Source organism: Microbulbifer maximicatervae (SeqCode) (assembly GCF_056232625.1).
In genome coordinates this window covers 1,459,396-1,483,349 of sequence record NZ_CP174324.1, presented here as the reverse complement: position 1 = coordinate 1,483,349, position 23,954 = coordinate 1,459,396, and the positions used below count along the sequence as shown (strand labels likewise).

Sequence of the window (23,954 nt, the reverse complement as noted above, 5' to 3'; positions counted from 1 at the left end):
CTAAGTGTCCGAAGTAAGTAGGGCATCGCCGTCTGTAAATTGTCGGATGCCCAATTGCTACTGCTAGTTTATTTTTTGTACATCCATAACCAGTTGGTTCCAGTTTCGCTGATTTTCAATATCGTGTTCCAACCCTTGTTCATCTGCGATAGAGAAGCGTTTTAGGGCAGGTGTTTTACTGGTTGCTTGATACAGCCAATAGGCTTCCGCTTTTAGCGCTTCACCGATAGGTTTATCTATTGACTCATAGACCGCCTGCTTACAGGCATTGATTGATTCTGCTGGAAATTGAGCGATTCTCTTCGCTAGGCTATCGACATACTCGCCAATTTCATCTGGCTCTAGTGCTTTGTTGATTGTGCCGAGGCTTTCCGCTTCGTCAGCATCGAAATCACGGGCGCTGAGAATAATCTCCAGCGCTTTACCCAGTCCTGTCTGGCGAGCCATCCTTGATGCGCCTCCCCCACATGGGAGGATTCCCATAGCCACTTCCATTTGCATGAATTTATATTTTCCTCGGGCTGCGAAACGCATATCGAGTGCCAAGGCCAGTTCATGGCCACCACCTCTAGCGAAACCCTCTAGTTTGGCGATCGTTGCTTGAGGTACTTTGCTGATGCGTTCACAGATAGCTTGTAAATCCAATATTTGGACTTCTTCGCGAGATACAGCTTCGTCAGACATGTCTTTTAATAGCTCAGTATCGTAATGACATACCCAAATCTCCGGATTGGCAGACTGAAACACAACGACTTTGGTTTCTCGATCCCGTTCCAGGCGCATAGCCAGGCTGTTTAAGTCGGCCAGCATTTCCTGCCCTTGGACATTCACGGGACCAAAGTCAAATGTCACAGTTAGGATTCCGTCATCTTGTTTCGCCGTGAATGTGGTAAAACCTTCATATTTCATGGTGAATTCCTTTTAATTGATTGCGTTAACGTCTTAGGTATTTTTAATGCCGAGTTTGTCGAGAGTGTTCTCAATTTCTTCAATAAGTACCTTTCTCTTTTTCTCATCTAGCGCGTCTGGGTGCGGCTGGGACCAATTGCCTATGTTATTGTCAAAGTATTTACCGCTAGAGTTTGAGAACTCATCATCGAGTGCCGCCCGTACCAATATATTGGCGCCGATACTTAAGTCTTTCCCTTGAGTTCCGTAAGCATCTTTCACCATTTTGCTACCCAGAAATGAGGCGGGATTGATTGCGATAAATTGCGGGGCCTTGTCGCCAAGTGAGCGGGCTAGTTGAAAGGTCCACATGGTGAGAGCCAATTTACTTTGGGCATAAGCGTCGCTGTCGGATAGTTGTTGGTGACCTTTGAGCGCTTCGATGTTCACAGTTGCTTGCGCTGCAGAGGATAGATTAATAATACGGCCATTGGCGCTAAACAGCGGCAATAGCTGTGTCGTTAACAAGTAGGGTGCAATAGCATTTACGATAAAACGAACATCGTAACCCGTGTCGGTTATTGGGTTCTGTACTTTAAATACGCCGGCATTATTGATAAGAACATCAATATTTGAATATTGAACTTTTACCATTGAGGCCAGTGCTAATACATCTGATAAATTGGATAAATCTGCTCGGAATGTATCTATATGGGCCTTGGGATAGCTTTGCTTTATTGCTTCTTTTGCACTTTCTAGTTTTGTATCGCTGCGGCCATGTAAGAGCAAAGTATGATCCTTTGCTGCCAGTATTTTTGCAGTTTCTAATCCGATACCGTCAGTACCGCCTGTCAACAAAATGGTCTTTCGCACTTGTTATTCCTTTTCATTAAAATGTGGGAGAATTAATTCCGAAATTATTCCAAGTGTTTCTTCAATATTTACCCGGTTAAATCGGAGGTTAAGAGCAACATGGTTAACTCCGATCTCTTCTCGTGATTTGAGGTATTGATATAATTGGCTAATTCCCAGTCGATATCCCAAGTGTATGGGGTGTGGTAGGGCATCCGGAGATTCAGTTATATCAATATAGAGAGGTTCCATCACTGGCTTGTTAATGGCAGAGTTATCTCTCAATTGGCCAATAAATTGTTTTTGCGCGATGTGTGGGCGAGGATAGGTGATCCAACCATCTCCGTTGTTAAAGAGCCAGTCTGGGGACTGCTGAGAGGAGCCCGTTATCAATAAAGGCAGCTTTGTTTTTTCTGGTTTGGGCAATATGTCCAGATCGCCCGAAATTGCTCCAAAGTAACTCTGAAGTTGGGGGTAGGGCTCTGCTACACGGCGAATATATTTATAGCTCTCCCGGAACAGTTTCCCGCGCTCCTGATACGAAACATTCATCGCAGGATATTCTTCCGGACGATCGCCACTGGCGATCCCTAGAATTAAGCGCCCGCCTGAGATTTGATCAACAGAGGCAGCAGCTTTTGCGATATGCGCTGGGTGACGTAAGGGCAAAATGATGCTGGCTACGCCGAGGGCAATTTTCGATGTCTGGCCTGAGAGCAGCCCAAGGTAGACGAATGGGTCAAAAGTTTGACCCGCATCGCCAAAAGAAGGCACATTGAAGGGGACATCTCTAAGCCAAATCGCACTAAACCCCAGTTCTTCCGCAAGCCGAACCTTTTCAACATGATTAAGCATTGTTGGAACCGGATTCGTGGCGTAATCCTCTATGGGAACCACAAGTCCCACCGTGAGCTTACCTGGCCTAAATACAGCGTTGTAACCGGCATTGATACTAGCAAAAGAGCCACCTTGAGCTTGGTGTTGAGAGCGCACTGAGGTAGCTCCTATGTTTCTCGGATAGGAGAGGATTGGCGGCCAAAGGTGCTAACTAGATCACTATCAGCGGCTTGGACCTGGCCATTTTTTGCGCCGCCGTTCATAAACACTCGCACATGCATCTTTTATCTCCCACAAAGCCTAGGCCAGTCGTCAATCAGTACTGGCTCGATCTATTATTCAAGGCTAAATCATTGGAATTGGTGTATAAACGACGTATAAATGGAATTAGAATTCGGTTTTTGGAGATAATAAGTGGATACAAATGGGGTTCGGCTATTCGTGCTGGCCGCAGAGATGCTGAATATAAGCTCTGCGGGGCGAAGGCTTGGATTGGCTCCCTCTGTAGCCAGCGCCCGCTTGTCGAAGCTTGAAGTTCAGCTGGGGGCGGACCTTTTTCATCGATCTACCCGCAAGGTCTCACTGTCGATAGAGGGGGAGGAGTTCCTACCTTTTGCCCGGGAGATCATCGCACAAGAGGATGCGGCATTTGCTGCGCTGGGGCGTGGAAATTCCTCCGTGAGCGGAACACTCAGGTTTGCGGCATCGAGCACTTTCGTTCAGCGTTTTATCGCGCCTATTCTGCCTGAATTCCTGGAAAGGTACCCTGGCGTCAATGTTGAGCTGAAGCTCTCAGACACACAAGTCAGCCTTATCGAGGGCGGCTTTGATTTGGCGCTACGCAATTATGCGGTTGAAGACAGCAGTTTAATTGGTAGGAAGCTTGCGGATGACAAGCGAGTTCTATGCGCTTCTCCCAGTTATTTGAAAAAATATGGTGTTCCCGAAAAGCCGGAAGACCTAGTTGCGCATCAGCTTTTGGCCTTTATCAATTCAAAACCCAGGAAACTCATATCTGCGAGCGATCAGGCTACTTATCAATTCCCACCTTCAAACAGCAAATCTCGAGTGACTTGTGATGATGGCGCCAGCATGCGTATCGCTGCAAAAGCAGGGGTGGGAATTTGCATGAGTTCTATCTGGAATATCCAAACAGAAATTTTAGAGGGCTCCCTGGTTAGAGTGCTGCCAGAATATTATATAGATGACCAATCAGCCATTTGGCTCGTATACCCCAAGTCCAATGTTCTGACATCTAAAGTGCGAGTATTTATTGACTACCTGATTGAGAAAATCGGAAAGCCGCCGGTTTGGGAACAGTAGATTGTTGCTTCGTCAAAAGGATTCCACTTCACATGGATATGCGCAAGCTCTGTTCTGCATAGCATAAGAAGGTTAATTTCGCTCCTTAAAGGGGAAGATCTCGGTGCTCAGCTAGAGGTCTTTTTTCTTTCAGGTAATAATTCACGGCTTGATGCGGCCTCCCTTTTCTAATCTGGTAAATTCTCTATCTGTTAAGAATATATCCATTTACAGGATATCTTATACGTCTAGTAGTGATACTTCAGTTGTATAAACCAACCCCTCTCAATTTAAAAGGCCAAAATCTAAAAAAATATGCCCAAAACCTAAAGGCCGCACTGCGAACTGCGTGTAGGCTTCAGTTTTAGGACAAACTGGGAATCTTTTGGATACTTTAGGTAATACGATCCACGGACTTTGGTATTTTTGTAGTCTTTCCTTTACGTATGAATTTGGGGTAGAGCATTTTTCAAGCCAAGCTTCCTAAGAATTTGGCTTTATTAATTGGATTCAAAAGATTAATTCAGTTTGTGTTCACAGATACAGACCTATAAACAAGTCAGGGTTAAGGGCGGTGAGCAAGATCTTTACCTTGGCGTGTTTGATAATAGTAATTGGACTAGTGCTTATTTTTAGAGGCACAAAATATAGATTTAGTAGTTTTACATTGATCGTAATAAATTTCTATAAATAGCATTTATTTAGCTAGTCGAAATTTAAATGTAGGCTGCCACGAAACAGGAAGTTAATACATGGACCTTATATTTAACAATGCTGCATTGCGTCAAAACCTTATAGGCTGTCCGGCTTCTCATGCAGACGCATTTAAAACCACCGCAGCATCTCACCGTTGCGTTATTATCGTTCGCGCAACGGGGCCAACATGTACCCAATTACTTGAGCAGGGATATGACACGAAAGGCTTTAGAATTCACGGTAAGTCCTGTGATTGGGGGCCAATGGCCGGCTTTGTTCTACGGGACCCTCGTTTAAATAAACACGGGATGAGAAAGGCGGCCTATAACCGTGATCAACATCGAGAAGCCTTTACTGATCTACAATCTGGTGCAGGTTGGACCGCATCAACAACACCTCTTCGATTACATCAGGAGCGGGTTGATTGGCTTATTCAATCAGGAAAGATCAATGTTACAAGAAAAACTCAAGATCGTTACGAAGGTGTAGCCAGCCACCTCAGTGGCATTACTTTTCATTACTCACTTATCAGGGTTAACACATGCTTGGGAGACATGTGGGGTGTCTATGTTGATAAGGAAAAAAGTAGGCAGTCAGGCTTTATTCAGGAGCGTGGCAACATTGTTGTCCAGTATGACACAAAGTATAAGGACATGTATGAGCCGCTACTGGCAATGACCAACCCTGTTGAGCATCGTCATTTTCGTAATGAGCACCCCCTTAATGCGATTACTGGAGATTATGATCTGTTTGCTATCTGGCCATTTAAGCGGGGCGCAAAGAGGTTTGATCGATATGGAGATGATCGCCGTATTCTCGGCACTGCTCAAGCTTGGTCGCAGCGTCAGCATATCGAAACCCAATTAGAGAGAAATTTCACTACCCAAAGGCAAGGCACCAAGCTGGGAAATATAACTAATCGGATTTATGAAGTAAGCCAGACACTCAATTCCACTATTGGTGGCATTCGCAACCCGAGAGCTGGAGCTGGACAGTGGGGGCCATTCCCCAGAAGAAATGTACTGTGGCACAGTGATGAAGCCGCACGCCCATATGTGAATGACATAGATTTACCCCTTATTGCATTTACTCCTGCTCGCAGTGAAGTGGTTATTCAAACTTTGCAGGCTTTCAGAGAGCTTATAGCAATGTGCAGAATAAATGGTGTCAATGTCACTCTGGCAGAGGGCTGGGCAATGAACCCTGCCAATAACAAGCCAGACAGATTGGGGCAAGGTTACGGAAGATTTGTACCTCGCGATTGGCACTTTGGTCAGTGGATCGTCCCACCTTGGTACAATGCGTAACTATCGGGCTGTATGAAAGAAATATTAGTGGTCTCTTAGAAGGTGACCCTTATCTTCGCTTACTGTAGTTACGCTCCAGTATTTCTTGGCGAGCTTTCTCTTCAAAGGAAAGCTCTGCGGTGGGTCTTATCAATAGTCGTTGCAGCCCGATAGGGTCACCGCTGATTTCGCAGTAACCGTAGCTGCCATCTTTTATTTTTTCCAGATCCCGCTGGATCTTTCTCAACAGCAGGTTCTTTCGACCGGTAAAGCGCAGATGTTGCTGGTTCTCTTGCTCTGCAGTTGCCCGATCCAGGTCATCAGCTAAGGCAAGTTTCGTGGTAGCAATAGCCTGTTACCCTTGTGCAAGCTCGGCCAGCAGGTCATTTCTCAATTCCATCAGAAGCTGTTTGAAGAAGAGTAATTGCTTTTCGTTCATATAGTCTGATGCAGGCATCCCCAGCAGTTCTTGTTCACTAATTTTTGGCATTCCATGAATCCCCTGTTGCATAGCTTGAGTTGACTTGAAATATTAAATTTATGATATAACATATCATTGGGTTGATTAAAGTGTATGTGGTTGTCTTGGGTTCTCGTAGATTAAAAGGATTGTTGTGAGAGATACTTTAGGAATTTTGGCTTCTGGGCTTTGCTTGCTGCACTGTCTTTTGACTCCTTTGTTACCGGTATTGGGAGGTTTGGGGATATTGGGTGCTTTACAAGAGGACCAGTTTCTCCACTTGCTGTTGCTTGTACCCGTTGTAATTCTGGCCTTGGCCAGCTTCCCAGCCTCTTGCCGACGCCATCAGCGTTACGCGGTAATGATTGTTGGTTTCTCCGGGGCATTGCTATTGGTTGGTGCGCTATATATCGAGGGGGTATGGGAGCTAGTTGCCAGTGTTCTTGGTGCAGGCTTATTGATTGTTGCCCACTGGGTAAACCTGCGCTTGATTTATCGGGGTGCTTTAGTCGAGTAGGTGAGGGTTATGAGGCTTGCAGGATCATTGTTTGTTGCGTTGTTTTGGGCCGGCCCAGTCGTTGGAGAAATGGGAAGTCATGTTCACGGTAAGGCGATGATGTATCTGGTGGCCGAAGCAGACAAAATCATCGTCGAGCGGAGTCACCCACAGTCGATCTAGTGGGATTTGAGCATGTGCCACGTAGCGATGTTCAAAAGCAGCGGTTAGAGCAGGTTGCTCACGAGCTATCCAAGCCAGATCATTTTCTTGAGTTTGTCGGTGCCCAGTGCAAACCCTTAAGTGTGGAAGTTAAGGCGCCATATAGCGCAGAAGTTACCAGTGACAACTCAGTGCACAGTGGTTTCCGTACTAGTTACCAATTCAAGTGTGATAATCTGGCAGAGTTCAACAGTGTCATTGTTACCCTGTTTGAGAGGTTTCCCGGTATTCATGGGATTGCAGTGCAATGGATCAGCTCCGGTCGTCAGGGGGCTGAACTGCTCACTGGTAAAGACAACAAATTGCAAATGAAATAGGCTATGAAAGCATCCCAAATCAAACAGACCCTGAGTGTGGCGGAACAAACCTGTCGCAGTTCAGGTGCCCGCCTGACTGAAAAGCGTAAGAACGTTCTTACCGTGTTGTTGCGGTCAAAAAAACCGCTCTCTGCCTATGAAATAGCGGAGCATTACAATGGTGACTTTGGCGACTCAATTCCCGCCATGTCAGTCTATCGAATGCTGGACTTTCTGGCAGCAGAGAACCTGGTTCACAAACTCAATTCAGAAAACAAGTACCTGGCCTGTGCTCATATTGCCTGTGACCACAGCCACCAGACTCCACAGTTTTTAATCTGCAATCGCTGCAGCAAAGTGCGGGAAATTGGCATTAGGCCCGAAGTCATTGATGCATTGCGGGATACGGTTGAAAGTGCTGGATATCATCTCCAGACATCCCAATTGGAGCTGGATTGTGTTTGTGATGAGTGCAGCCGGGATGCAGCTTAGTGGCAGCTAGTCAGTTAATACGCGGGGTACCTGCAAACGTTATCACTGGTTTTTTGGGCGTCGGCAAGACAACGGCTATCCGGCATCTCCTGGAAAGTAAGCCCGCTGATGAGCGCTGGGCTGTTCTGGTCAATGAGTTTGGAGAAGTGGGCGTTGACGGCGCGCTTTTTGAACCGGACCAGGAAGGCAATATTTATATTCGGGAGGTACCTGGCGGCTGTATGTGCTGTGCTGCTGGTTTGCCGATGCAGGTCGCTTTAAACCAGTTACTGGCTAAGGCCAGGCCCCATCGATTAATAATTGAGCCGACGGGCCTGGGGCACCCTAGAGAGGTGCTGGCGGCTTTGTCTGATGCAGTGCGCGGCGGTGTGTTGGACCTTCGCGGTACGCTAACTTTGGTCGATGCTCGCTGTATTGAAGATAACCGCTACTTACGTAGTGAGACTTTTCGGCAGCAATTAGAAGTTGCTGATCTGGTAGTGGCTAATAAGTCTGATCTCTACGGCCCCGAAGACTTGCAAAACCTTCAGCGATTTCTCTCGTTCTTAGGTGAGGGCGCTGAAAAACCGCTGCAAGTGGTGGAGCAGGGGCGTATCGAATTGGATTGGCTCCAGCTGCCCTGCAGCTTTCAGGTCTCGTCGGGGAGTGACCACCACCCAGTAACTCAGGCGGCGGATGAAGTTGAGCTATTGCCGGAGTGTGGCTATCTCCGCTCAGAGAATAGCGGAGAGGGATACTACAGCTGTGGCTGGCGTTTTAGCCCAGAATTTATATTTGATTATGATGCGCTCTTTTCACTATTCAGTGGCACTGACGCAGAGAGAATCAAGGGGGTATTTATTACCGAGCAAGGTGTATTTGGATTTAATAAGGCTGACAAAGTGCTTACAGTTTTAGAGCTGGATGACACATTGGAAAGCAGGGTAGAGGCGATTGACCAAGCGCGTTTGGATTGGGATGCAATGGAGAGCTCCTGGATCGCTGCCCTGGCGGATAACCAGGGTACCGAAACAAAAGTGTTCTACGAATCCAAATAGCTATATGGCCAGATATTCAAATCTGGCCTGGCTTAATAGAAATTCTTGCAAAGATCTGCTCATTTTTTCTTAACTCTGCTCTACTCAGTACATAAGTAACAAGGCTGTTCTAATGATTGGTTGCTCTAATATCATTGGGAGTTTCCTCTACCAGTCTTAAAGGTTGGTATAAAAACAACCAAACTGAATTGTTCATATTAACAACAGTTTGGACATTCTCAGAAAATGATATTTTAAAAACTTAATGTGAATGTCTTCCAATAAATTCCTGAACTTCCTCCAATCCTCGGATAGTTTCCCAGTTAAGATTTAGATCTGTAACAGGGATACTGTCAGTTCCATCATACTCCTCTTTAGAGAGGTACTCGCCTATAGAAAGTTCACGCAGATTGGGCAATAAAGATAATGCAGAATAGTTTTTTACGAACGTTCCTTCTAAAGATAAACACCACAGATCTTTCATTTCTCCAAGCGCAGATATTTCGCTTACCTCTGTTCGGGCCAGGTTAAGATTAGCTAAATTCCGGTTGTTGACTAAAATGGAGCAATCATCAAAATAGGTATTCCGCAATCCAAGCATTATCAATGAGCTTAGGGATCTCAGTGGTGTAAAATCTTTAACTGGGCAATCGGAGATGTCTAGGCGTTGAAGTCTATTTTTTCCAGAAAGTGAGTCGATCGCGGTAAAGCTGCAATGATCAGCTCTTAGCCACTCAAGCATGTTTAACTTTGTCAGGGAAGATAAGTCCGTGATTTGTGTTTGATCAACTTGAAGTTCCTTGAGTTCAGTAAGATTCTCAATGGGCTTCAAATCTTTAATGGGGCTACGAGATAGACAAAGGATCTCTAATTGTTTGCAGTTCGCTATTGATGTTAAGTCCTTTATATCAGTATCATTCAGGTATAGTTTCTTAATTTTTTTAAACTCACTCAGTTCTGATATTAATGTTTGATCAATGTGAAGCTCCTCAAGCTCAGTAAGGCTTTCGATGGGCTTCAAATATTTTACCGGGCAACGGGAAAGGGAAAGAACTCTTAACTGTTTACAGTTTGCTATCGGTGTAAGGTCTTCCACCATAGTATCCTCTAGGTACAGTTCTTTAACCTTCCTAAATTCACTTAACGGTGACAGATCAGTAAGATTTTCTCTCCCTGAGAGATCGATAACTTCTTCGTCTAGAATAGGTGTTGCTGGCATAATAGAGTTTCCAGGGATTTTCAAGTAATATAATTTATTAATAGCTCTATCTGAATTCTTACAGCAACGGATATGCTTGGCAAGAGCAAAGGAGGCTAGTAGATTGTGTGCTGATTTACTTCTGCACAAACAAACCAGTGGCCTAGGGAAACTCGTACCAGTAAGCAGCCCTGAAAGGGCAAGACCAGATAGAAGCGGTCAATTGATATGGCCAATAGGCTTGAGCCATCTTTCTTGAACTCCGGTTTAAAATTCAGGCGTATACTGTTTGCTACATATGACATCCTGCTTTATAGCCTTACCATCTTAGCGATGTGTCTGAAAGATTTAGATCACTATATCTGCAAAAAATTTTGACTTATCTGTAGATATTGCCCGACGAGTAATATGTAAAGTTACCGCAGACGGTCCGTTCTTGATTGGAGTCAGCTGAGTTCTCTTCACTTGTGCAATGCGTTGCTCAAGGTATCTTTCTGTAGAGTAACTAAAACTCAAGCTATTCTTCCGTTCGATAACTTCAACTAATGAAAATTATTTCCCGAGGTTCTAGCTGTCCTGCTTCCTGCTATTGAAGACGGGTCAATACCTGTATTCCTTGATCGTACAGTTCACTTCTCCGGTGTTGAAATGATGTGATGCATCACTTTGCTGATTAGTCTAGTAAGATAGCCTCCAGGTAGTTGGAGATAATCAAGCTTGAATCCAGAACCCACACAGAAATCTCAGTGGTTGTAGGGCGTTAACTGAAGTTTATTGGTCAGTGCCTGCCGGAATCGGAAGTGGCTTGCTCAGAGATTTTGTGAGGGCAAAACAGCTTGTCGCAAATTTCCTTCTTGTTGTCGCCATAATTTAGATTTGCCCAGATTTTACGATATTAAAATGATATATTGTATCAATTGCATATCTATGGCTTGCCCCATTTGAATGTATAAGCCAGTGAAGTAATATCGATGAAATACTGGTTTTAACCAAGAGCACAGTTTCGTGTCGGCCTACCGTCCTGGCGGGTATGTTACCCTGTCAGTCTGCCGCACTTATAGATGAATTTTCGGTGTGGATGTCGCAAAAGACAGGTTGGAGTTGGGGTACATCCAAAACTAATCCGTTATTTTTTTAAATATTGCTGAGTAAATATGAAAATAAATAATTCTATTGTTTACGGGGTTGCAACTGCTGCATTATTTGCTGGAGCGAGTTGCGCCAGCCTTGCCGCAGAGAAAGAGAGTGTTTCAACTGAAGGCATGTGGCAACCTCATCAGTTGCCTGAGCTTTCCAAAGAGCTTCGCGGTTATGGGCTAGAGCTAGACCCAGCCAGTATGACTGAGCTCACCGAGTTTCCAATGAATGCGGTGATCAGCCTGGGAAACTGTTCTGCTTCCTTTGTCTCTCCCACAGGATTAGTGATTACCAACCACCACTGCGCCTACGGTTCAATTTCATACAATTCAACCGAATCCAAGGATTTACTGGCTGAAGGTTTTCTGGCCGGAGATTTGTCTGAAGAGCTGCCTGCGGCACCGGGCTCCCGCGTCTACGTCACCGTTGCAATGAACGAAGTAACGGACAAGGTCAACGAACGCCTGACAGATGAGATGGATGGCGCTGCACGTTTTGCCGCAATCGAAGAAGCGGAGAAGGCGCTGGTTTCCGAGTGTGAAAAAGATCAGGGCCATCGTTGTGAGGTCTATAGCTACTACGGCGGTTTGAACTACTACCTGGTTAAGCAGCTGGAAATCCGCGATGTGCGCTTGGTGCATGCGCCGGCGTCTTCGATTGGCAAATTCGGCGGCGATATCGATAACTGGATGTGGCCTCGCCATACTGGCGATTACGCTTTCTACCGCGCCTATGTTGGCAAAGATGGTAAACCAGCTGATTACTCCAAAGATAATGTCCCTTACGAGCCCAAGCACTATTTGCCTGTAGCGGCAAAAGGGCCTAAAGAAGGTGATTTCGTGATGGTTGCCGGTTATCCGGGGCGTACCAACCGTTACCGCACTGCCCAGGAAGTGGAAAGCAACTTCAACTGGTATTACCCAAACATGCAGCGGGTGCTGGGTGAATGGTCGGAAACGATTGGTGTAGCAACTGCCGACAATAAAGATGCAGAGTTAAAGTATGCAAGCCTCGTGGCAGGTTTGAATAATTACTCTAAAAACTTTACCGGCATGATGGAGGGTTACCAGCGCAGCGATCTATTGCAGCGTAAAGAAAAGCTGGAAAAAGATTTGCAAGCTTGGGTGGATTCAGACAAGGCCCGCGAGAAAAAATACCAGTCGACGATCGATGATCTTGAGGCGCTGGTTGTAGAAAAAGAATCAACTCGTGAACAGGACCTGGCCATCGATTATATGGATCGTTCAGCCATGCTGGGTGCCGCGAGCAAACTGTATCGATTGGCCAAAGAGAACGAAAAACCGGATGCTGAGCGCAAGCCGGGTTATCAGGAGCGGGATCTAACCCGATTCAAAGAGGGCATGCGTCGTATAGAGCGCAGCTATCACCCTTCAGTCGACAAACAGATCTGGCTTTACTTCCTGGACCGTTACCAGGCGCTCCCGAAGGAGCAGCGTATAACCAGCTTTGATCGTTACTTGAATATCGGCAAAGGCAATACTGACCTAGAGGCAACTCTCGACGAAATGTATAAGGAAACAGAGCTTTCCGATGTCGAGGTACGTGAAGCGTGGATTGGTAAAAAGCCTGAAGACTTCAAAGAGAGCAAGGATCCGTTTATCCAACTGGCAGTGGCCATGTACGATGATATGCTTGCCCGGGAAGAGCATGAGGAATCCATGAAAGGGCGCTTCGCCCAATTGCGCCCACAGTATATGGAGATGCTGATAGATTATTACCACTCCTTAGGTAAGCCGGTCTACCCGGATGCAAATAGCTCTCTTCGTGTGACCTATGGCCTGGTTAAAGGCTATGAGCCACCGGCTGGAACAATTAAACAGGCAGCAGATGGTAATGACGGTAAACAAGGCTTTGTACCTTTTACAACATTGCGTGGTATTAAGGCAAAGTATACCGGCGAGGACCCCTTTGATGCTCCCAAGGCTTTGATGGAAGCGATCGATAAGAAGAACTATGGCCGTTACTATGAAAAGCAGCTGGATTCAGTACCGGTTAATTTTCTAAGTACCGTAGATATTACGGGCGGTAACTCAGGCTCACCGACAATGAATGGTCGCGGTGAGTTGGTGGGAGTCGTATTCGATGGAACCTACGATAGTATCAATGCTGATTGGGACTTCACCGATAGTACCCGGGCGATTCATGTCGATATCGCTTATATTCTCTGGGTAATGGAGAACATTGATGGGGCCGGATACTTGGTTCGGGAGATGGGCCAGTAGTTGGGGGCTTCATAATTTAAAAACTGATAATAGCTGAATCCGTATTATCAGGCATTCCCAGGAGGAGCAAGGCTCCCCTGGGGGTGTTACTTTCCATAGTAATGATTCCCGCACAGCTTCACTCAGTAAGATACAGTGTTGAGGCCACTCTCTTTCTTTAGGACTCGTAGTTTTCTTTTCATATTGAAAGGTACGAATAATTCGTCAACTTGATTCGACTTTCTGGATCTTTGCTCTATAACTCCAATGCTAGTTCGCTTTGTTGCGTTCCAAGGTATTCCGTGATCCTATTTCCAAACTGCAATTGATTCCTGTCAGGGGCAAGTTTTCCCGTGGCCTGTTGCAGTCAATAATCACTAGTTGATAATTTAAAACAACAAGGAAATAGTTTTGAATAGGATAATATTAGTAGTTGTACTAATGCTGAGTGGCTTCAGTGTATTTGCGGAAACTCCAAATGTTGAACAAGCTAAAGATTCTCTCGGGGTAATTAAGGAGCTAACCCCATGGCCTTGGGAAGAGCCGGTAACTCCAATTCTTGAAGAGTATATGGCAGCTGAATTTGATCAATACTCGGGGATGGCAAAATCCCACTATATGGTTGAAGAATTACTGATGCACAAGTGGGGCCAGTCAATCACAGAATTTATTGTATTAGCTGAGCTTCTGTATACGTTTCAGCCAGAAGATTACCAGGAGCAATATAGGCCGGAATTTGATGCCGCTATTGCCGACCTGAATCTATTCAGATTGGCAATTAATGAGTTACTGCTTCCCCATGTGCCCGGTTATAAACTGAAACAGCAAATTTTGACTAAGCGCTTTGATGGCGAGGGTATGGTAATTGCTGTCTTTGATTTGTTTGATCCGACACGCTTACAAGAGCAGCGCGAACAGTATCCCAATATTGAAGCAGAAGTTGCATTTGGTGATCCCATTACTTTCCTTCATGGTAACACCGTAATTGATATCATTTTGGATATTGCTCCTAAGGCAACTATTGTACCCGTTAGTGCTGAGAGCAAAACTTATAATGATGCAATGGCCTATATGCGGTATCGAGATGACATTAGTGTGATCAATATGAGCCGTGCATTCCATATTACCAATGACCAACTGGACCCAGAGTTTGCAGAGCATCTTTCCGCTATTTTACAAAGTAAGATTTTTACCAAGTCACTGGGAAATACAGGTACGGATCTTGAGCATAACAACTCCGATGTGAGAGAGCGCTTGGAACTACCGCCACTCGGCAGCTTCTTTACCTATGACCTGGATTTAATCAGGGCATTCCTTGCTCAGAATGAAGGGCAGGCCGGTGCTGAAAATTTGTTTTTTGCAATCAACCTCCAGCCATTCTCAAATGAGATCTCACTTACGGCGACGGTTCCGGGTTACAACCCCTTGGCTATTAAGCAGAGCTTTGCTATTGCCGGCGATGCAGTATATTCAGCTTCCAGTCAAAACTTTGAGTCCGGTAGCTCTTTTGCCGCTCCTCAACTAGCGGCTGTGAGTCTATTGCTCCTTGAAATGGCAGACTACTATGGCCTTAGCAGGGTAGAAGCTGCTCAACTAGTGAGCAAGTCATTGAAAGATAATGCTCGCCGCAGTTGGCTAGGTAATCACAACACCGGGCTTGGGTTCGTTGACGCCCACCGGGCTATGAGCACTATTCTGAGAGCGAATAGAAAATAAGCTTGATTTAGTCATCGAGTTGACTGAGAGTGCGCTGGCAGGTTGAATATTTGCAGCCTGCCAGCTACCTGTATAGATGGTACTGTGGGTAAAGGACGTGAATAGGAATAGGAGTGAATATTGAACATACTTTCTGCTCATATGGGGTCCTCATTCAATGAATTATCTCCACTGTTGCAATTTGCACACACTGGGGTGAAGAGGTATGAGGGTTCTGTTGTAGTCAAGCGAGGTGGAGTTATTGCGAATACTATTTGTTCAATATTTAGATTCCCGAAGGCGAGTTCAAGTTCGCAGTTAGTTGTTGATTGTGGGCACTTTTCCGATCGGATGGATTGGGTGAGAGATTTCGATGGGTTCAAGATGAGTTCATCATTTTATTCAGAAAAAAATTACCTGGTGGAAAGGCTCGGCCCTTTGGAAATGCAGTTTACCGCTCATAATGTCGACGGAGCACTTGAATATCAGTTTTCAAAAACGAAGCTATTAGGTATACCTTTGCCAAAGTTTCTTTGGCCCAAAGTCAAGGCTTATGAAACAGAGAGTGAAGGGCAGTATCAGTTCAGTGTCAGTGTGCACATGTTTTTAGTGGGGTTCATTTTATCATATGCTGGCGATCTGAAAATTACGGAACCCGCTTGATTTAAAATGCCATTAGGGAAGAGCGATCTCAGTAACAAGCTCTTCCCCAGCTACAATACATGATTTACTTACCTGGTATTAGAGGCTTCCGCTAGTCCCTTCAGGAGTTTCTGACTATCTGTGTGAGCGCCAAAGACACCTCCCTGCATAGTAATCATCTTGAGAGCTGACTCATGATTGCCGATGTCGGTAGCCCCAGTGCAGTCTGATAGAAGCAGGCACTCGAATCCTCGATCATTTGCTTCCCTCATGGTGGTGTGTACGCAGACGTCGGTTGTAACGCCCACGAGAATCAAGTTATCGATCCCTTTAAGCTTGAGTATGAGCCCGAAGTCTGTAGAAAAGAAGGTACCTTTGCCAGGCTTATCAATAATGACCTCGCCAGCTTTGGGCGCTAGTTCAGGGATCACGTCCCAACCAGGTTCCCCTCTGACTAAAATACGTCCACATGGTCCCGGGTCGCCGATACCGGCAGCAATTTGTCGCGAGCGCCAGCGTTTGTTTGGAGGGAGGTCAGAAAGGTCGGGGCGATGCCCCTCCCGGGTGTACATAATGTGGTAGTTTTCTGCCCGCATCGCATTCAATACTTGCTGGATGGGTTCGATGGGCTTGCGCATTGCCTCCAGATCATATCCCATCTTGTCGACATAGCCGCCGGGGCTGCAAAAGTCCACCTGCATATCAATAACCACGAGAGCGGTGTTTTCTGGCCTGAGATCCCCATTATATGGCCACTTGTATGGGTTGGCCTCGACAGGGCCATTCTTGTCCGATGAATCTGAAGTGCTCATTGTCAAGGCCTCTACTTATTGATAGAGAAAGTGATTGCTAATGGATAATAGCGTTGATTGAGAGCTTGATTGAATGGCAAGGCTTTATCGGGCGCACAATTCTTGCTTAGGTGAGGCATAGCTGGATTTGCATAAGTAATAAGTGCTCATCTGGTAGTGGGTTTAGGCGTATCTCTCCTATATCTTTTATTCATGAAAGGCCAAAAATATTGTGACATCTATTTTTGTGTATACGGTTCTCTTCAAGTATTTGATCAAATTTAAAAGGCGATTTTTATTCGTATATCTAGCATATGAAATTGCGAATGCGATTTTATTGTGCGCTAAATATCTACAAACAAGATCACGGTTGGATAGTTCAAGCTTACTTCTATATTACGGTTCAAAGAGTTTGTTCTACTGATATGTGGAAGTGAAGCATCATACTTTTTTTATTGAAAAATTATCTATATCATCCTGCGGGTCATTTTGAGTGAATTTTAGCGGAGCTTACTTGGTACTCCCATCTGATTAAGAAATATAGGGATTAAAAAATGCCCGCTTTTGTATTCATCTTTGAAGTTAAGAACCGTTTTTGGATGTAAGTAGTTAAAGGAAAGTTTGTGGAAAATCTTAAGAAGGGAATTTTCGCTGGTGTTGCATTACTGATTATCCCTATCACCATGGGGACAGTTTTCACGGTTGACGAGGGTCACGTAGGAATCGTAAAGCGATTTGGCAAGGCAGTTTCACAGGTTGATCCCGGAATTCATACGAAAGTCCCATTTATGGATAATGTGGTCGAAATCGAAGTGAGAACCCGGAAAAATGTTGAAACGATGAATGCCGCCACCGCAGAACAAATGCCGTTAAAAGCAGTGACCGCGGTGAACTGGACGGTAACTCGCAGTGCAGCCATAGATTTGTATAAGCAATATGGCGGTTTGGAACAATTTGAACAGCGGATTCTCGATCCCAGGCTGAGAAGCGCCAGTAAAGCTGGTCTGGCTGAATTCAAGGCAGAGCAGATTATCCAGAACCGGAATGCAGCAATTCGACGGATTGAGGAACTCTTGGAGGAGGAAACCAAGGGGTTGCCTATGGAATTGGGAGATGTACAGATTGAGAGCATCAGCTTGCCTCCCAAGTACATCCAATCTATTGAAACCAAGCAGACAGAGTTGAACTTGGCGGCTGCCGAAAAGCACAAATTGGAACGTCAAAAGCTGGAAGCGCAACGTGAGGTGAATACTGCTAATGCGCGCCGTGATGCCACCAAAGCTAAAGCAGATGGTGAAGCCCATAAGATTCGTGTAGAAGCCGAGGCGGAAGCTTTTGCGATTCTGGAGAAAGGGGAAGCGGAAGCTGCAGCGATTAAAGCAAAAGCTGATGCGATTGCCAGAAACCATACCTTGGTTGAATATATCCGCGCGCAGCAATGGAATGGTCAGATGCCTTCAACTATTATGGGTGGCGATCAGCCAATTCTGTGGGATATGGGGAATAACTCAGACCGCAGAAATTAAGATAGCCCAAAGCTAGAGCTTTGCTTGCTTTTTACACAAAAGGTTTGGTGCTTATCAATAGGAAGCACCAAACCTAGTTTGTTCAGTTGGCAGTATTTCTTAAATTCTAAATGATGGTACAGTCATTACTTAATGAGGACTGTTTGTTAGTCTCGTAGTTACTTGACTTGCCAATTAACTCCTCCCAATATCCGAAAGGTACTTTTCGGTGTGCTTATTACCCGGTAGATCCTGATTAAATTTATTGATGTTCCTCGGGTATCACGCACTCTAAATCAAGGAGATTCCGGTTGAAACACTATATATGGTTTATCACTGCTGCAATATTGGTTTTTGGTGTCAGCAACTCGGTGATTGCAGAAGATGGGGGCTCATGTAGCAAGTTATGTACTTTTGTGCTCAAGAATAGTCGTACCTCAGAATATACGGTAATTAATAGGGAGAGGGCAGCCAGGCAGTTCACACCATTCTCTACTTTTAAGGTTCCCAATACCCTTATTGCACTTGACTTGGGTTTAGTTGAGAACCTGTTACAAGAGCTAACCTATAATCATGACAAATACCCGGCTAAAGAGTGGTGGCCTACAATCTGGTCAGAAAGGCCTTTGACGATTCGCGAAGCATTTCAAAATTCAGCGGTTCCGATCTATCAGCAATTAGCAACGGAGATTGGCGCTAAGAGAATGAATCAGTATTTGGCAGGTTTTAATTATGGTAATCGGGATGCTTCGTCTGGTATTGATACCTTCTGGCTCAATGAGAGTATCAAAATATCAGCGTTGGAGCAGGTAGACTTCCTGGAGCGTTTATTTACTGGTCAATTACCTGTATCGCAGTCAGTTATAGATAAATTTAAAGAAGTGATGCTAGTAGAGGAGACTGATGCCTATAAGCTATATGCAAAAACAGGAGGAGGGCCATTAGCTAAGAATAAGGCTTTAGGTTGGTATATTGGAATTGTTGAGTCCAATAACAATATTCATTATTTTGCGATTAACATAGATGGCAGTAGTTTTCGGGAAGTACAAAAGAAAAGAATTGAAATTGCCAGAAAAAAACTATCTGAGTTGGGGATTATTTAGGCTCTTTATAGCGAAGCTGTGGTACGTCTGTTTTTGCCGCTGCCGATAAAATAACCAATTTGGATAAGCTTCTGCTTGTGTCAGGTTTCACCAAGCAGGTTGAGGGGTTTCCTGAGCTAGTAAAATCTGGATTTGCGGAAGGCGTACAGCAGGGTGCACCAATTTCTCAGGATAAACTGCAGAAGATTCTTGAAAGTGCAGATAATACAATTTTACCGTCCATCATTATGGATGAAGTGCGCTCGTCACTGAGTACTTCTCTGACCGATAAAGATGTTGAGGTCTTATTGGCTTGGTATGAGTCAGATATCGGTAAGAAAATTACCAAGGCTGAAGAGGAAGGAAGCTCTGAAGAGGCATTCCAGAATTTGATGGCTGACACAAAGCGCGTTGAAATGGCAACTCGTATTGATCAGCTTGTTGGTGTTACCGATATGGCGATGGAGATGCAGATCTCTACGGGTATTGCTGTCTATTCCGCAGTTACGGCAGTGATGGCTCCTGGCCAAGAGATCAATCTAGATGCTTATAAGGCACAAATGGAAGCAATGAAGCCCCAGATGCGTCAAAATGTTGAGCAATTTGTTACTCTCTCTTTCGTGCAAACTTATCAAGGCTTCGACGATGCAAGCTTAGCGAAATATGAGGAGTTCTTGAGCCAGCCAGAAGCTAAAAAATTCAATTCCTCTTCAATGGCAGGGCTTAATAAAGCTTTAACACAAGTAATCGGCCGTTGGTCCGGTGATATGGCTTCTATACTTAAAAATGAAGCGAACTGATTATGGGATAGGGAGCTCCTGAATATCTTTATACTTCTTAATTAGAATATTTAGGGGTTTCTCGGCCTACCGCCTGCATCCATATTAGCTGTAAAGGAAGCAGGCGGTATGACCATCACACATTTACCTTTCCATTCTATACCCTGAGGTGAGTCTCATGGGCTTGTCAGTTATTTGATAAAATAGCTTGTCAATTCAAATCATTATATTCTCTTGCACTTCTACAGTCCGATTCGCTGGAATGCGGTAATAGTCTATAGCACTACTTGAATTCCTTACCATGGCGGCAAAGATCCGCTCTCGCCAATTTGCCATTTTGCTATAGCCGCCTTTAACAGGAAATATGTTATAGCGGCAGGTAAAGAAAGAAGACTTACTTGGATCTATATCCAAAAGGTGCATTTTGTTGAGTTTATTTATGGCCCCTTCGACATCTGGGCGTTCCATATATCCATAACGTAATATTAGCCTGAAACATCCCTCTCTAATCTTGCTAATGATTGCTCGGTTCTTTGGGAGTACTTTTGGTGTGTTGGCTGACGTAACGGTTAGGAAAAGATTCTTTTCGTGAAGAACACTGTTATGTTTCAAATTGTATATTAGGGCATGAGGTACAAAGAGTTGATTGGTTCCCACAAATATTGCAGTTCCAGGTACTCGTAATGGGGGATTATCAAAAAGTGAGTTTAAATAGGGTTCCAATTTATAATTCTTACCCTGCAAGTAACAATTTATTGCTTTTTTTCCATCTCGCCAAGTAATCATCAGCATCGCAATAAAGGCGGCTAAACTTATAGAGAACCACCCCCCGTGGCCTATCTTTGCCAGGTTTGAAGTAACAAAGGCAAAATCAATAAAAGCAAAGAATGAGCCGACAGCCAGGCAAATTATCAGATTGTATTTGAGGTAGTGACGATACACGATTGCTGCAATGCAGGAGGTAATCAACATTGCGCCACTCACTGATACACCATAAGCACTAGCCAGGTGGACTGAGCTTCCAAAGAGAATTGCCACCAGTATTACCGCTGTCATTAATAGGTAATTGACACCGGGCATATAGACTTGTCCCGCGAGTGCTGATGACGTGTGCCGGATGGCAAAACGGGGCATCAAGCCAAGTTGGATTCCTTGTTTTGTCAGGGAGAAGGTCCCCGAGATACAGGCCTGGGAAGCGATGCAGGTTGCTACAGTTGCAAGAATAATCATTGGGTAGAGCGACCAGTCCGGGTACATCCGGTAAAAGGGGTTGTCTACCGCAGAGGTGTCACTAATAAGTAGAGCGCCCTGTCCCATATAGTTCAACACCAGGGCGGGGAACACCAAACCTATCCAGGCAATTCTTATAGGCATACGTCCAAAATGCCCCATGTCGGTATATAGAGCCTCTCCTCCGGTAAACACCAGTAATACTGCACCTAATATCCAGAATGAAGCCATGCCATGGTTAGTGAGGAAGCTCAAAGCATGCAGCGGATTGACGGAATGGAGGATTACAGGGTTTTGGAGCACCCAGTAAAGGCCCGCGAGCAGCAAAACTAAGAACCAGATGGCGGTGATCGGGCCGAACAGTTTCCCCACGGTTTCGGTGCCGAAGCGTTGCACAAAAAACAATCCAAAGAGTATGCCGATAGAAATTGGCAGGATAAACGGTTTTAGAGTCTTGTTGACTATCTCCAGTCCTTCGACTGCGGAGAGAACGGAGATGGCTGGTGTGATAACGGCATCACCAAAAAATAGTGCCGCCCCACAGATCCCTCCGCCGATAATAAGCTTTCTTAATAATTCTCGCCCTTTTGTCGCTTCCAGGGCCAGTGTCATCAGCGCCATGATCCCACCTTCCCCTCGGTTGTCCAGGCGCATTACCAATATGACGTACTTAATAGTGACAATGAGGGTAAGTGCCCAGAAGACAGCAGAGACCCCACCAATAATGGTCTCGGTGTTATGGGGAATTCCAAACCGGGGGTGGAAAATCAGTTTAAAGGCGTAGAGTGGGCTAGTGCCGATATCACCAAATACAACCCCGAGAGCGGCAAGTGATAGAACCCAGTGTTTTCTTGCGCCTTCTGAGCGAGATTCCATTTGCAACTCTTATCATCCGGTGTCATACAAAGGCAGTGATTTAAGACTTATCAGGGAGTTTGCTGTCATCACTCGGATGGTGGATATCAGCGCGCAAGAAATTAATTTTCCCTGAGACTGATCTTAGCAATACATTGCTAAGGCACCATGTGAGCTACTGTGCAGGGTGCAAACTTACGAGCCGATAAAGTGAGATGTAAGAGAGGTATCCGCGTAATTGAGCAATCGTGTCAGGCAGTTATAAAAGCAGCTCTTTTGGCGGGGATCTTATTGTTAGTAAGGCGGGACTACAGGAGCCTCCCCAATGAAAGCATCGGACCTTTTTATTCGTGCCCTAGAGAAAGAGGGCGTTGAGTATATCTTCGCGATTCCTGGTGAGGAAAACCTGGATATGCTGGAGTCTTTGCGGGGTTCAAAGATAAAACTAATTGTCACGCGCCATGAACAGGGTGCCGGTTTTATGGCTGCTACCTATGGTCGGCTTACGGGCAAACCAGGTGTCTGTATGTCTACTTTGGGTCCGGGGGCCACGAACCTTGTGACAGCTGCAGCCTATGCCCAGCTCGGTGGAATGCCGATGGTGATGGTCACTGGTCAAAAACCTATCAAAAGTTCCAAGCAAGGCCAGTTTCAGATTATTGATATTGTTGACATGATGCGTCCGCTGACCAAGTTCACCAAGACCATTGTGGGGGGCGACTATGTGCCTGCTCATGTCCGTGAAGCCTTCCGGCAATCGGAAGAGGAGCGGCCGGGGGCAACCCACTTGGAGTTTCCTGAAGATATTGCCCGTGAACACTCCACCATGCCGGTCTTGGAGCCCAGCTATAACCGCAGGCCAATTGCCGAAGAGAAGGCGGTGCGCAAAGCTGCAGAAGCGATTGCGGCATCCCGTAAACCTCTGCTGTTGGTGGGAGCAGGCGCAAACCGTAAATTAACCGCCAAAATGTTGCGCAAGTTTGTCGACAAATTGGGTATTCCGGTGGTCACAACTCAGATGGGTAAGGGGGTAATTGATGAATCGGGCCCGCACTTTATTGGAAATACCGCGCTATCCGATGGGGATTTTGTTCACCGGGCCATTGAGCAGGCCGACCTGATTATCAATGTGGGTCACGATGTTGTAGAAAAACCACCTTTCTTTATGCGTCCCGGTGGCCCGGAAGTTGTACATATCAACTTCAATTCAGCGCAAGTGGATCCGGTCTACTTCCCGCAGATAGAGGTGGTTGGCGATATTGCCAACAGCTTGTGGCAGTTGGACCAGCACTTGGAACCCCAGGATCACTGGAGCTTTACCGATGCGCACCGTATCCGTGCCGCGCTTCAAAAGCATATCCAGGAGGGCTCAAATACCACCACTTTCCCAATTCGTCCGCAACGGCTGGTAAAGGATCTCCGCGAAGTAATGCCGGAGAAGGGCATTATTGCGCTTGATAACGGCATGTTCAAAATATGGTTCGCGCGGAATTATCCTGCTTTAGCCCCGAATACCGTGCTGCTCGACAACGCACTGGCAACGATGGGGGCGGGTTTGCCTTCGGCAATGGCTGCCAAGTTGGTGTGTCCAGACCGCCGTGTGGTCGCAATTTGTGGGGATGGGGGCTTTATGATGAACTCCCAGGAGATTGAAACGGCAGTTCGATTAAAACTTGACCTTATCGTACTTATTTTGCGCGATGATGCCTACGGTATGATCAAGTGGAAGCAGGCCATGATGGAGTTTGATAACTTTGGTCTGGATTTTGGTAACCCTGATTTTGTCGACTATGCAAAATCCTATGGTGCTCATGGCCACAGAATAACGGCCACGGATGAGTTTAAGCCGATGATAGAAAAATGTTGCAGGGCGGGTGGGGTACACCTAGTGGATGTGCCCGTGGATTACAGCCACAACGACCGTATCCTGAATCATGAAATTCGCGAGTTGTCGAGTAAATTGTAGGGGGTAGCC

The 23,954-nt window shown here is 45.6% G+C and carries 20 protein-coding genes and 1 pseudogene; 13 read left to right on the top strand and 8 right to left on the bottom strand.

Annotated features, from left to right (window positions below):
• Nucleotides 1-63: 63 nt before the first annotated feature.
• Genes ACJJI6_RS06410 through ACJJI6_RS06400 form a run of 3 tightly spaced genes read right to left on the bottom strand, consistent with a single transcriptional unit; the run spans nt 64 to nt 2,733 of the window.
• A complete protein-coding gene (locus ACJJI6_RS06410; protein WP_475712865.1) occupies nt 64-909 on the bottom strand; it encodes an enoyl-CoA hydratase/isomerase family protein in 846 nt (281 codons plus the stop codon).
• Between the two features lie 33 nt (nt 910-942).
• Complete coding sequence (locus tag ACJJI6_RS06405; RefSeq protein WP_475712864.1) at nt 943-1,743, bottom strand: SDR family NAD(P)-dependent oxidoreductase; 801 nt, start codon at nt 1,741-1,743, stop codon at nt 943-945.
• 21 nt (nt 1,744-1,764) lie between these two features.
• On the bottom strand, nt 1,765-2,733 hold the full coding sequence (locus ACJJI6_RS06400) for an LLM class oxidoreductase (RefSeq protein WP_475712863.1): 969 nt from the start codon (nt 2,731-2,733) through the stop codon (nt 1,765-1,767).
• Between the two features lie 258 nt (nt 2,734-2,991).
• Between ACJJI6_RS06400 and ACJJI6_RS06395 the strand changes: the two genes are divergently transcribed.
• Both ACJJI6_RS06395 and ACJJI6_RS06390 read left to right on the top strand, forming a co-directional pair.
• A complete protein-coding gene (locus ACJJI6_RS06395) occupies nt 2,992-3,900 on the top strand; it encodes a LysR family transcriptional regulator (protein ID WP_475712862.1) in 909 nt (302 codons plus the stop codon).
• Nucleotides 3,901-4,631: 731 nt separating this feature from the next.
• Nucleotides 4,632-5,882, top strand: a complete 1,251-nt coding sequence (locus ACJJI6_RS06390) for an anthrax toxin-like adenylyl cyclase domain-containing protein (protein ID WP_475712861.1) — start codon at nt 4,632-4,634, stop codon at nt 5,880-5,882.
• A 49-nt stretch (nt 5,883-5,931) separates the two neighbouring features.
• Here the strand turns inward: ACJJI6_RS06390 and ACJJI6_RS06385 are convergent, their stop codons facing one another.
• Both ACJJI6_RS06385 and ACJJI6_RS06380 read right to left on the bottom strand, forming a co-directional pair.
• Nucleotides 5,932-6,210, bottom strand: a complete 279-nt coding sequence (locus tag ACJJI6_RS06385) for a TraR/DksA family transcriptional regulator (RefSeq protein ID WP_475713439.1) — start codon at nt 6,208-6,210, stop codon at nt 5,932-5,934.
• 6 nt (nt 6,211-6,216) lie between these two features.
• A complete protein-coding gene (locus tag ACJJI6_RS06380) occupies nt 6,217-6,351 on the bottom strand; it encodes a hypothetical protein (protein ID WP_475712860.1) in 135 nt (44 codons plus the stop codon).
• A gap of 124 nt (nt 6,352-6,475) precedes the next feature.
• On the opposite strand from ACJJI6_RS06380, the gene ACJJI6_RS06375 reads away from it, so the two are divergent.
• From ACJJI6_RS06375 to ACJJI6_RS06360, 4 genes and pseudogenes are all read left to right on the top strand, one after another.
• Nucleotides 6,476-6,838, top strand: a complete 363-nt coding sequence (locus tag ACJJI6_RS06375; RefSeq protein WP_475712859.1) for a MerC family mercury resistance protein — start codon at nt 6,476-6,478, stop codon at nt 6,836-6,838.
• 152 nt (nt 6,839-6,990) lie between these two features.
• Nucleotides 6,991-7,356, top strand: a pseudogene (locus ACJJI6_RS06370) (ZrgA family zinc uptake protein); the annotation flags it as partial.
• Nucleotides 7,357-7,359: 3 nt separating this feature from the next.
• Nucleotides 7,360-7,827: a Fur family transcriptional regulator gene (locus tag ACJJI6_RS06365; RefSeq protein ID WP_475712858.1), complete on the top strand. Its 468-nt coding sequence runs from the start codon at nt 7,360-7,362 to the stop codon at nt 7,825-7,827.
• Nucleotides 7,827-8,864 (top strand): CobW family GTP-binding protein, encoded by a 1,038-nt coding sequence (locus ACJJI6_RS06360; RefSeq protein ID WP_475712857.1) that lies wholly within the window; start codon nt 7,827-7,829, stop codon nt 8,862-8,864. Before ACJJI6_RS06365 ends, ACJJI6_RS06360 begins: the two co-directional genes overlap by 1 nt.
• A gap of 241 nt (nt 8,865-9,105) precedes the next feature.
• On the opposite strand, the gene ACJJI6_RS06355 is transcribed toward ACJJI6_RS06360, so the two are convergent.
• Nucleotides 9,106-10,062 carry a leucine-rich repeat domain-containing protein gene (locus tag ACJJI6_RS06355; protein WP_475712856.1) on the bottom strand — a complete coding sequence of 319 codons (957 nt, stop codon included), beginning with the start codon at nt 10,060-10,062 and terminating at the stop codon, nt 9,106-9,108.
• Between the two features lie 1,133 nt (nt 10,063-11,195).
• Between ACJJI6_RS06355 and ACJJI6_RS06350 the strand changes: the two genes are divergently transcribed.
• The 3 genes from ACJJI6_RS06350 to ACJJI6_RS06340 all read left to right on the top strand — a co-directional run bounded on the left by ACJJI6_RS06350 (nt 11,196) and on the right by ACJJI6_RS06340 (nt 15,758).
• Nucleotides 11,196-13,421, top strand: a complete 2,226-nt coding sequence (locus tag ACJJI6_RS06350) for a S46 family peptidase (RefSeq protein WP_475712855.1) — start codon at nt 11,196-11,198, stop codon at nt 13,419-13,421.
• A 390-nt stretch (nt 13,422-13,811) separates the two neighbouring features.
• Nucleotides 13,812-15,116 (top strand): S8/S53 family peptidase, encoded by a 1,305-nt coding sequence (locus ACJJI6_RS06345; protein ID WP_475712854.1) that lies wholly within the window; start codon nt 13,812-13,814, stop codon nt 15,114-15,116.
• Nucleotides 15,117-15,236: 120 nt separating this feature from the next.
• Complete coding sequence (locus ACJJI6_RS06340) at nt 15,237-15,758, top strand: DUF4166 domain-containing protein (protein ID WP_413662149.1); 522 nt, start codon at nt 15,237-15,239, stop codon at nt 15,756-15,758.
• 68 nt (nt 15,759-15,826) lie between these two features.
• Here ACJJI6_RS06340 and biuH read toward each other — a convergent pair whose 3' ends face one another.
• Nucleotides 15,827-16,549, bottom strand: a complete 723-nt coding sequence (biuH, locus tag ACJJI6_RS06335) for a biuret amidohydrolase (protein WP_445354090.1) — start codon at nt 16,547-16,549, stop codon at nt 15,827-15,829.
• 602 nt (nt 16,550-17,151) lie between these two features.
• Between biuH and ACJJI6_RS06330 the strand changes: the two genes are divergently transcribed.
• The 3 genes from ACJJI6_RS06330 to ACJJI6_RS06320 all read left to right on the top strand — a co-directional run bounded on the left by ACJJI6_RS06330 (nt 17,152) and on the right by ACJJI6_RS06320 (nt 19,915).
• Complete coding sequence (locus ACJJI6_RS06330) at nt 17,152-18,054, top strand: prohibitin family protein (RefSeq protein ID WP_444927968.1); 903 nt, start codon at nt 17,152-17,154, stop codon at nt 18,052-18,054.
• A 290-nt stretch (nt 18,055-18,344) separates the two neighbouring features.
• Complete coding sequence (locus tag ACJJI6_RS06325; RefSeq protein WP_475712853.1) at nt 18,345-19,136, top strand: penicillin-binding transpeptidase domain-containing protein; 792 nt, start codon at nt 18,345-18,347, stop codon at nt 19,134-19,136.
• 59 nt (nt 19,137-19,195) lie between these two features.
• Nucleotides 19,196-19,915, top strand: coding sequence for a DUF2059 domain-containing protein (locus ACJJI6_RS06320; RefSeq protein WP_475712852.1), 720 nt, complete (start codon nt 19,196-19,198; stop codon nt 19,913-19,915).
• Nucleotides 19,916-20,110: 195 nt separating this feature from the next.
• On the opposite strand, the gene ACJJI6_RS06315 is transcribed toward ACJJI6_RS06320, so the two are convergent.
• Complete coding sequence (locus ACJJI6_RS06315; protein ID WP_475712851.1) at nt 20,111-22,000, bottom strand: potassium transporter Kup; 1,890 nt, start codon at nt 21,998-22,000, stop codon at nt 20,111-20,113.
• 304 nt (nt 22,001-22,304) lie between these two features.
• On the opposite strand from ACJJI6_RS06315, the gene ACJJI6_RS06310 reads away from it, so the two are divergent.
• A complete protein-coding gene (locus tag ACJJI6_RS06310) occupies nt 22,305-23,945 on the top strand; it encodes an acetolactate synthase large subunit (RefSeq protein ID WP_444933344.1) in 1,641 nt (546 codons plus the stop codon).
• Nucleotides 23,946-23,954 lie beyond the last annotated feature (9 nt).